This window comes from Desulfovibrio sp. 1188_IL3213 (assembly GCF_036763145.1).
Lineage (GTDB): Bacteria > Desulfobacterota > Desulfovibrionia > Desulfovibrionales > Desulfovibrionaceae > Desulfovibrio.
The window spans coordinates 1-8,738 of record NZ_JBAIYR010000064.1; the positions used below are offsets into that span (position 1 = coordinate 1).

Genomic DNA, 8,738 nt, shown 5'->3' on the forward strand with positions numbered 1-8,738 from the left:
TACGACGACAACCGGAACTTTCTTTTTCCCGTGCTCCTTGGTAGCTTTCATTTGTAGCCCTCATGCTGGTTTGGTGGTTGTTTGGTCATAACCAAACCTAACCGACATGAAGGGCTACTTCCATTTTTGGAATGTGCGAAAAATACCGTACGTTATCCGCCTCTCTGAATCTCCCAGAATTTTGCCCCGCAGGCATGAACGTGAAAGGCCGCCCATAGGGGCGGCCTTCAACTGTTGCAGCCTCGCCCCGTGCGGGGCGGGCATCAGTATTTTGGACAGCTTGGCTGCCGTTCAACCATCAATGGGAAATGATGCTGGCAAGAAAATCTTTGGCGCGCTGGGTCTGCGGGCTGTCAAAGAACTGTTCTTTGGGGGTGTCTTCAAGAATAAGGCCCTCTTCCATAAAGAGCACCCGATGGGCAACCTTGCGGGCAAAGCCCATCTCGTGCGTCACTACCATCATGGTCATGCCCTCATAGGCAAGCTCGACCATAACATCCAGCACTTCGTTGATCATTTCAGGATCAAGGGCCGACGTCGGTTCGTCAAAAAGCATGGCGACCGGGTCCATGCACAGGGCGCGTGCTATGGCAACGCGCTGTTGCTGCCCGCCGGAAAGCTGGGCTGGGTATTTTTCCGTGTGCTGGTCAAGGCCCACGCGGCTCAGAAGGGTAAGGGCCTTTTCTCTGGCTTCTTCATGATTTCTTTTAAGCACTTTTTCCTGGGCCAGAACCAGGTTGTGAATGATGTTCAGGTGCGGAAAAAGCTCAAAGTGTTGAAAAACCATGCCGACACGGCTGCGCAGCGAGGCAAGGTTTGTGCTCTTGCCGGTGACCTCGGTGCCGTTGACGAAGATCTGTCCGGCCTGCACAGGCTCAAGGCCGTTGACGGTCTTGATCAGCGTGGACTTGCCCGAACCGGAAGGCCCGCACACCACCACCACCTCGCCTTTGTGGATGCTGGTGGTGCAGTCGCGCAGCACGTTAAAGTCGCCGTACCACTTGGATACGTTGTTCAGGACGATCATTGCTTCTTCGGTAGGTATGTTCATAGCTTGAGTCTCTTTTTTACCACGGTTACGGCCAGGGAAGCGCAGAAACAGACCACAAAGTAGCCGGCGCCCGCAAAGAGCACCATTTCTATTTCATAGCCGGTGGTCTTGCCTATGTTGGTGGCGGTGCGGAAAAAATCCGCAAGGCCGATGATGTACACAAGGGCCGTGTCCTGAAACAAAATCACGCCCTGCGTGAGCAGCAGGGGCGTCATAACACGAAAAGCCTGCGGCAGAATCACATAGATGAGCGTTTGCGACTTGGTCATGCCAAGGGCAAGGGCCGCGTAGTTTTGCCCTCTGGAGACGCTGTTCATGCCCGCACGTATGATTTCGGAATAATAGGCGGCCTCAAAAGCCGTAAAGGCCACCATGGCGGAAACAAGGCGAATATCGGTCAGAGGGGAAAGATTGAGAAATTTAGTCAAAAATTGCGGAACGATAAGATAGAACCACAGCAATACCATGACCAGAGGGATGGAGCGGAAGCAGTTGACGTAGGCCGCGGCGAGCCAGCGCAAGGGCGCATAGATGGAAATGCGGGCCACAGCCAGAAGCGTGCCGAGCACCATGCCCAGAATGATGGACGTGATTGTTATCTTGAGCGTTACCAGAATGCCTTTTTGCAGCAGCGGCAGGCTTTGTGCAATGATGCTCCAGTCAAAATCAAGCATTTTTGCCTCCCATGCCGGTGGAGGGCAGCCGCATTTTCTTTTCAAGCACTCTCATGGCCCGCATGACAATAAAGTTCAAAAACACATAGGCCAGTGTGACCGCGATGAAGGATTCATAGGCAAAACCGGAAAACTCAAGCAGGCGGTTGGCCTGCGAGGTCAGTTCCACAAGTCCTATGGTAGAGGCCACAGCCGTGTTTTTGACCATATTGAGCATTTCGGAGGTCAACGGCGGTATGATGATACGGTAAGCGTTGGGAAGCAGCACGTGAACGTAGGTCTGCGGCAGGGTAAGGCCCAGAGCCAGCCCGGCATAGCGCTGCCCCCGCGACAGGGCCAGAATGCCCGAACGCACCTGTTCGCATACGCGCGCGCCCGTAAACAGGCCCAGCGCACAGGTTGAAAGAATGAAAAACTGGGCGTTGGGGTTCAACTCGGACTTGAACCATACGCTGACGTCGCGGGGCAAAAGATCGGGCGCGGCCAGATACCAGATGAAAAACTGGACGATAAGCGGAATGTTACGAAAAATGGCGACATAGGTGGCGCCCACAGTCCGCAGCGTCCTGTTGGGCAAGGTGCGCAGAATGCCGAAAAACGAACCTACAATGAAGGCCACAATCCAGGCACAGACAAAAAGAGCCGCTGTGGTCAGAAAGCCGTCTATCAACCAGTTAAGGTAGGTGACGTTTCCGAACGGCGCTTGCTCAAAAAATATGCCCCAGTTCCAGTTAGCCTGCATCAGAAAATTCCATCCATAGAGATAATGCGTGTTTCATGGTGCCTCGTAGCGCGGGCTGGTCTGACGGCGAAGCGCCGGCGGGTGCTCCGCCGGCGCTTCGCATGTAATGCGGAAACAGTTAGTTCAGGGCCTTGTCGTTGGGGGCCTTGAAAAGCGTCTTCATTTCATCGGACATGTCAAAGTTCATGTTCATGCCCTTGGGGGGGATGGGCTGCTTGAACCAGCGGGTGTAGGATTTTTCAGCTTCACCGTTCAACTGCAGTTCGGCAATGACGTCGTCCGCCAGTTTCTTGAAGGGGGCATCGCCCTTGCGCACCATGCAGCCGTAAGCTTCAAAGCTTTGCGGGGTGCCGACGATAAGCCATTCTTCGGGCTTTTTGGCCTTGGCGCGTTCACCGGCCAACAGGGCGTCGTCAATAAAAAAGGCCACGGCACGGCCCGATTCAACGGTACGGAAGGAATCGCCGTGATCCTTGGTGCTGATGATGCTGATGCCGAGCTTTTTCTCGTCATTCATCTTGTTCAGCAGCATTTCCGACGTGGTTCCGGCGGTGACGGCAACGTTTTTGCCTTTAAGGTCATCAAAATCCTTGATGCCCGAATCCTTGTGGGTCAGCAGGCGTGTGCCGACGATGAAGAGCGTGTTGGAAAAATCGACCTGCTGCTGACGGTCGGCATTGTTGGTGGTAGAGCCACACTCGAAGTCGTAGGTGCCGTTCTGGAGCAGGGGAATGCGGTTTTGCGACGTAATGGGCACAAAACGCACTTTCAGGTTGGGCATGTTAAGCTGCTTTTTCACAGCTTCAACAATCTTGGTGGAGTAGTCTTGCGAGTAGCCTATGACATTCTGTTGCAGGTCATAGTAGGAAAATGGCACGGAGGATTCCCGATGCCCCACAGTGATCACGCCGGTTTCCTTGATTTTTTTCAGCGTTCCGGTCAGTTCTTCAGCCTGCGAAGCCGTCTGGGCCGCGGCAAGAAAAAGCAGGGCCGCCAGGGCGGACAAAAGGGTTTTCTTCAGGGTCATGGTTTCCTCCTAAAAAGTGGTCTTGGGAGCAGCATTTTGGATTTGTTTCGATAAACGTCCTCAAAAAATCCCTTGCGGGAAAAGTTGTGTGCCTTGAAAGCTCTCGGCCGTCTGCCCGGCAACGCGCGCTGAGCGCCAATGGGCAGCCGCATGAAACGTGCCGTTTTTGCGGCTGCGTACCCTGCAAAAATGAGAATACGCCCCCTGCATCGCGCTGGCGGAGCAGCGTGTTGCGTGGCATGGCCTTGTGGCCGGACTGTTGGTACGGGGATGCAGCCTGCCCCAAAACTTCAGGTCAGGCAAGGCATTATGATGAAAAGATGTGGAAGTTACCGCCCCGTATAACCTGATTAGTTTTATAAATAATGAACGCCTTGTCAACAAATTATGAAAATTGTGTTGAAACTATGTGTATTTATTCCTGATCGCCGGTGTCGTCGCTGGCGTATTCAGCCTTGCCGCGCGCTGTGGCAGGCAGTTGCCCCAGCGCCCTGAAAAAAAGCGCCAGGCTGAAAGCCTGGCGCCGGGTGGAAAATATTGTGCGTCAAAGACGGTGTGTCTGCGGGCCGGTCAGATGTTGAGATTAAGCCCTGCCAGAACGCTCATGTTTCCGTTGCTGTAGTTTCCAAAATATGAGCTGGCGTTGCCGGACCCCGACCACCAGGCGGCCATGGATTCTACTTGTATGCGCTTGCGCATTTCAGTCGGTGACGCCTGCATGGCCTTGCGGGCATCGTCAAGGCCGGAAAGGGCCTCGATCTGCTGGTATTGCTTTACCAGCGCGGGGTTGTCGTCAAAAAATTTCTGTATCTTGGCCTGGTCCGGGCTGTCGCTGATAACGGTAACGCTGCCGTTGGCGTTGGTCTGAAGCGTGAACTGCACGTCGGGGGAAATGCCGAGGCTGCCCAGCCCTTTGGAAAGGGAGGCTCCCAGGCTGCTTTTGTCCAGAATTGCCTGTATGTCGCCCAGTTCGCCATTGTTGACAACGGCCTGAACATTGCCGGTCTTTCCCAGTCTGAGGCTGGCTGCGGAAGCGTCTATACCCTGTTTTTTCAATTGGGCGGACAGGCTTGCGGCCATGCCGGTATTTTCGGCCAGCCATTTATTGATTTCTTCAGAATGCTCGTGTTCGCCGCTGACCACGAGTTTGCCCTCGTTGTTGAGAGCAAAGGTCATGGGCGAGCTGAGGTTTACCCCCATGCCGACGAGGGCCGCGCGCAGCTTGTCGCTCTGCTCGCTGTTGGCGTCAAGGGCGGTCTGCATGGCGGCCTGGCCCGTATTAACGATCTTGAGATTGCCGGTGTCGCTCAGCTTCATGCTCACGGTGCTGTTTTCGGCAAGGCCGGAGGCAGCCAGATTTGAACGCAGTTCCATGCCGAGCGAGGGGTTGACGTCCAGCCACGCCTGGGCATTTTTCTGGTCTGTGGCATTGGGACTTGCCGCGCTCAGGCTGCCGTCCGCGTTCAGGGTAAAGGTGATGTCATCGGGATTGCTGATGCCAGTGGCCGCGAACCCTTTTTTGACACTTTCATTGAACGACGCAAGCAGTTGCTCGCGGTATTTGGTTATCTGATTGAAAGTGACCCGGCTGTCAGCAGAAACCCCCATAGATTCCATGGCATACTTGGTCAGTTCCACCATGCTGGCAACCTGGTTGGTCATGGATACTTCGGGGCTGAACAGCTTGCTCAGGGAATTGGACGTGCTGCCGGAAGAGTTGCCCGTGGTTTTGAGCTGCTGTTTCTGCCACTGCAGCATGGCAGTGTTATAGTTGTTGACGCTGGATACGCTCATGGGTCCTCCCGGCAAAAATTGCTCTGAAAATATCTGCGCCAGATTTCATGCAAGATATGATCCATTGCTTTTATGGTTAATTTTTTACCTTGTTCTTCAGTATGTTATTCAGCGAACAGTTTGGAAAAAATAGTCATAAAGCAATCAGTTCCCAAGATGGACAGGCCACATAAAATAGGCTAGAGAGCGAGCATGGCAGTACATTCTTCCACGCTCGAAACCGTTGAATTCGACGACCCCGCCCTGGCAAATCAGCTCTTCGGGCCGCATAACGCGCACCTGGATTTGCTGGCTGCGGCCAGCGGAGCGCGCGTCACCAGCCGGGGAGCCAGCATTCTCATTGAAAGTTCCGATGAGCATGTGCGCCAGGTTTTGTGCAATGTTTTTGTGCAGCTTTATGAACTGCTGGGCGGCGGAACCGTCCTGAGCCAACAGGACATAACGCGGGCGTATGAAATGCTCCGGGCTGACCCCGGGCTGAATCTGGCCCAGATTTTTCGCGATGCGGTTTTTGTAAACACGCCCCGCAAAACGGTGACCGCCCGCAATGTATCGCAGCGTACCTATCTTGATCTCCTGCGGCGTCATGAGCTGGTATTTGCCGTGGGACCGGCAGGCACAGGCAAGACCTATCTGGCCGTGGCAATGGCTCTTTCCATGTTTCAGCAGCACAAGGTCAAGCGCATCGTGCTTACGCGCCCGGCGGTGGAAGCCGGGGAGCGGCTCGGATTTTTGCCGGGCGATCTGGCGGACAAGGTAAACCCGTACCTTCGGCCCCTGTATGACGCCCTGCACGACATGATGCCGCAGCCCAAGGTGGCCTCCATGATGGAGGTCGGCTCCATAGAGGTCGCCCCCCTTGCCTTCATGCGCGGGCGCACCCTGAATGACGCGTTCATAATTCTTGATGAAGCACAGAACACCACTCGGGAACAGATGAAAATGTTTCTCACCCGTATGGGTTTCGGTTCGCGCATGGTGGTTACGGGCGACACCACCCAGATCGACCTGCCGGTTCAGCCCGGCGGCCAGCGCCCGCGTTCGGGCCTCATCCATGCGCTGAATATTCTTCCCCATGTGCCGGGTCTTGCCGTACACCGCTTCAGCAAAGCGGACGTTGTGCGCCATCCCCTGGTGGGAGCCATAGTAAACGCTTATGATAACGCAGAAAAAGACGGCCAGACCAGCTAGCTTTCTGGCGCTTGTTCAGGCGCTGAGGGCGCGGCATCATTGCGGATGGGGGCTTGCGGCCCTCATTCTTACTCTGCTGGCGCTTTCGCTTCTGGCGGGAGCCAACTTCGAAGCTGTTCCCAGGGTCTATGTGGCCGGGCAGGTGGCTGATTCGGACGTGATTGCCGACCGGGACCTGCTGGTGGAAGACACGCAGGCCACCAAGGCCCGCCGCAAGCAGGTGCTGTTTCTTCAGCCTCCTGTCTACGATCTGAGTCTTGAGCCGTATGTGGCTTTTCAGAACCGTATTATTGATGTCTTACGCAGTCTTAATAATGGCACGGACTACAGGACCCAGGCAGGCCCCCTGCAAAGGCTGGCCGATGAGCTGACGCCGCCCGTGGCTGATGAGGTTTTGCCCGAACTGGCGCAGCCCGAAGTGCAGGAGTATCTGCTGAAGACCCTGCTGCCCAGCATACGCGAACATATGGCCGAAGGTCTTGTGGGCGACATCCGTTCCGCGCGGGTAGGCCGCAGCGGCGTGATCATACGCAATCTTGACAATAATACGGAAATGTTGCGTCCGGAGGTTGCCAACCTGCCGGATGTGCAGTCTTTTCTTGCAGAAGTTTCTTCCGCCATCCGTCAGGTTCCCACGCTGAACCCGCAGTCCCGCAGGGCCATCAACATTCTGCTGTCCGCCACCATGCCCGCCTCGCTCACGCTCAACCGCGAGTCCACGCAAAAGCGCGGCAACGCCGTCATGGGAATGGTGGAGCCCGTCTATTACCAGATTCTCAAGGGTGAACTGCTGCTGCGCAAAGGCGAGCGCGTAAGCCGCGAACAGCAGATAAAGCTGCAGACCCTGTACAAATCCGCTTCAGACCCCATGCACTGGTGCGCGGCCGCAGGAACGTTCATTTGCGCCCTGCTGCTGGCCGTGGGCTTTTTTGTGGCTCCCAGCGGCAAGCCCGGCACGCCGCTGCGCTGCAAGGACATGCTGCTCATTTCACTGGTGCTGCTGCTTTTCTGCGCCGGGGCCAAGATCGTCTATGTGCTCGGCCTGCGTCTGGACAGCGTGACTTTTCTTAAAACGCTGAGCCTGGGCTTTCCCGTGGCCGGGGCCGTGGGGCTGGTGGCAATGGTTTTTGCGGCCAGGCGCTACTGCACCATGGGGCTTCTGCTGTCTTTCTTTACCATGCTCATGTTTCAGGAAGGATTTTATTACTTCCTGTACCAGTTCCTGGGCGGCATGCTGGCAACATGGCTTGTGACCAATGCGCAAAGCCGTCAGGACGTGGTGTGGAGCGTGATTCCTCTGACCATCGGGCAATCGCTAATCTGGCTGGGTACGGCCCTGCTTTCGCAGACAGCCCCGGCGGAGCTGCCCATGCAGCTTGCGGCCGTGGCTATCAACAGCCTTTTGTCGCTTATTCTGCTTTTTGCCATCAGCCCGGTACTGGAGCTGAGTTTCGGCTACAGCACACGCTTCCGTCTCATGGAGCTTATGAGCCTTGAGCAGCCGCTCATGCAGGAGCTTATGGTCACGGTTCCCGGAACCTATCACCACTCGCTGGTTGTCTCCAACATGGTGGAGGCGGGCGCCAAGGCCATAGGGGCCAACAGTCTGCTGTGCAAGGTGGCGGCCCTGTACCATGACGTGGGCAAGCTGTCATACCCCGAATATTTCATTGAAAACCAGTTCGGCGGCCCCAACAAGCACGACAAGCTTGCGCCTTCCATGAGCGCGCTCATTTTGCTGTCGCATGTCAAAAAGGGGACGGAACTGGCCGAACGCTACAAGCTCGGGCAGGATATAGCGGACATCATCAGCCAGCATCACGGTACGCGGCTTGTCCGTTTCTTTTACCAGAAAGCCATCAATATGGGCGAAAAGCCCAGAGAGTCCGACTACAGCTATGTGGGGCCGCGCCCGCAAACCAAGGAAGCCGCCATCCTCATGCTGGCCGACTCGGTGGAGGCATCCAGCCGCACGCTTACCGATCCCACGCCCGCGCGCATCAAGAGCCATATTGATACCATCATCAAGGGCATCTTCTCGGAAGGGCAGTTGGACGAGTCCGAGTTGACCTTCAAGGACCTGCATTATCTCAGCGAAAACTTCCAGCGCATCCTCACTGGCATCTTTCATCAGCGCATTGCCTATCCTGACGCCAAGATACGTGATGTAGCCAAGGCTGCGGCCAGGCCCGAAGGCAAGGCTGAGGGCAGGGGCGCCCCAATCGCTGCGCCGGGAACTGCTCAGGCTGCTGCGGCTCC

At 55.9% G+C, this 8,738-nt stretch carries 7 protein-coding genes; 2 read left to right on the forward strand and 5 right to left on the reverse strand.

The features are described from left to right. Positions 1-298: 298 nt before the first annotated feature. The 5 genes from V6C16_RS04870 to V6C16_RS04890 form a co-directional block, all read right to left on the reverse strand. Entirely contained in the window at positions 299-1,027 is a 729-nt protein-coding gene (locus V6C16_RS04870) for an amino acid ABC transporter ATP-binding protein (protein WP_333536859.1), read from the reverse strand. A 20-nt stretch (positions 1,028-1,047) separates the two neighbouring features. Then, positions 1,048-1,725 (reverse strand): glutamate/aspartate ABC transporter permease GltK, encoded by a 678-nt coding sequence (gene gltK, locus V6C16_RS04875; protein ID WP_333536858.1) that lies wholly within the window; start codon positions 1,723-1,725, stop codon positions 1,048-1,050. Beyond that, positions 1,718-2,467: an amino acid ABC transporter permease gene (locus V6C16_RS04880; protein ID WP_333536856.1), complete on the reverse strand. Its 750-nt coding sequence runs from the start codon at positions 2,465-2,467 to the stop codon at positions 1,718-1,720. Before V6C16_RS04880 ends, gltK begins: the two co-directional genes overlap by 8 nt. A gap of 118 nt (positions 2,468-2,585) precedes the next feature. After that, entirely contained in the window at positions 2,586-3,494 is a 909-nt protein-coding gene (locus V6C16_RS04885; protein ID WP_333536855.1) for a glutamate/aspartate ABC transporter substrate-binding protein, read from the reverse strand. 570 nt (positions 3,495-4,064) lie between these two features. After that, entirely contained in the window at positions 4,065-5,288 is a 1,224-nt protein-coding gene (locus V6C16_RS04890) for a hypothetical protein (RefSeq protein ID WP_333536854.1), read from the reverse strand. 192 nt (positions 5,289-5,480) lie between these two features. On the opposite strand from V6C16_RS04890, the gene V6C16_RS04895 reads away from it, so the two are divergent. After that, positions 5,481-6,479 (forward strand): PhoH family protein, encoded by a 999-nt coding sequence (locus tag V6C16_RS04895; RefSeq protein ID WP_333536853.1) that lies wholly within the window; start codon positions 5,481-5,483, stop codon positions 6,477-6,479. After that, a partial coding sequence (locus V6C16_RS04900; protein WP_333542831.1) for an HD family phosphohydrolase occupies positions 6,445-8,738 on the forward strand: 2,294 nt, incomplete at its 3' end. The genes V6C16_RS04895 and V6C16_RS04900, both read left to right, overlap by 35 nt.

What these genes read in the sequence shown, in the direction of transcription:
- gltK (WP_333536858.1), bottom strand. Translation starts at nt 1,725, where the DNA reads ATGCTTGATTTTGACTGGAGCATCATTGCACAAAGCCTGCCGCTGCTG.
- V6C16_RS04880 (WP_333536856.1), bottom strand. Translation starts at nt 2,467, where the DNA reads ATGCAGGCTAACTGGAACTGGGGCATATTTTTTGAGCAAGCGCCGTTC.
- V6C16_RS04890 (WP_333536854.1), bottom strand. Translation starts at nt 5,288, where the DNA reads ATGAGCGTATCCAGCGTCAACAACTATAACACTGCCATGCTGCAGTGG.
- V6C16_RS04895 (WP_333536853.1), top strand. Translation starts at nt 5,481, where the DNA reads ATGGCAGTACATTCTTCCACGCTCGAAACCGTTGAATTCGACGACCCC.
- V6C16_RS04885 (WP_333536855.1), bottom strand. Translation starts at nt 3,494, where the DNA reads ATGACCCTGAAGAAAACCCTTTTGTCCGCCCTGGCGGCCCTGCTTTTT.
- V6C16_RS04870 (WP_333536859.1), bottom strand. Translation starts at nt 1,027, where the DNA reads ATGATCGTCCTGAACAACGTATCCAAGTGGTACGGCGACTTTAACGTG.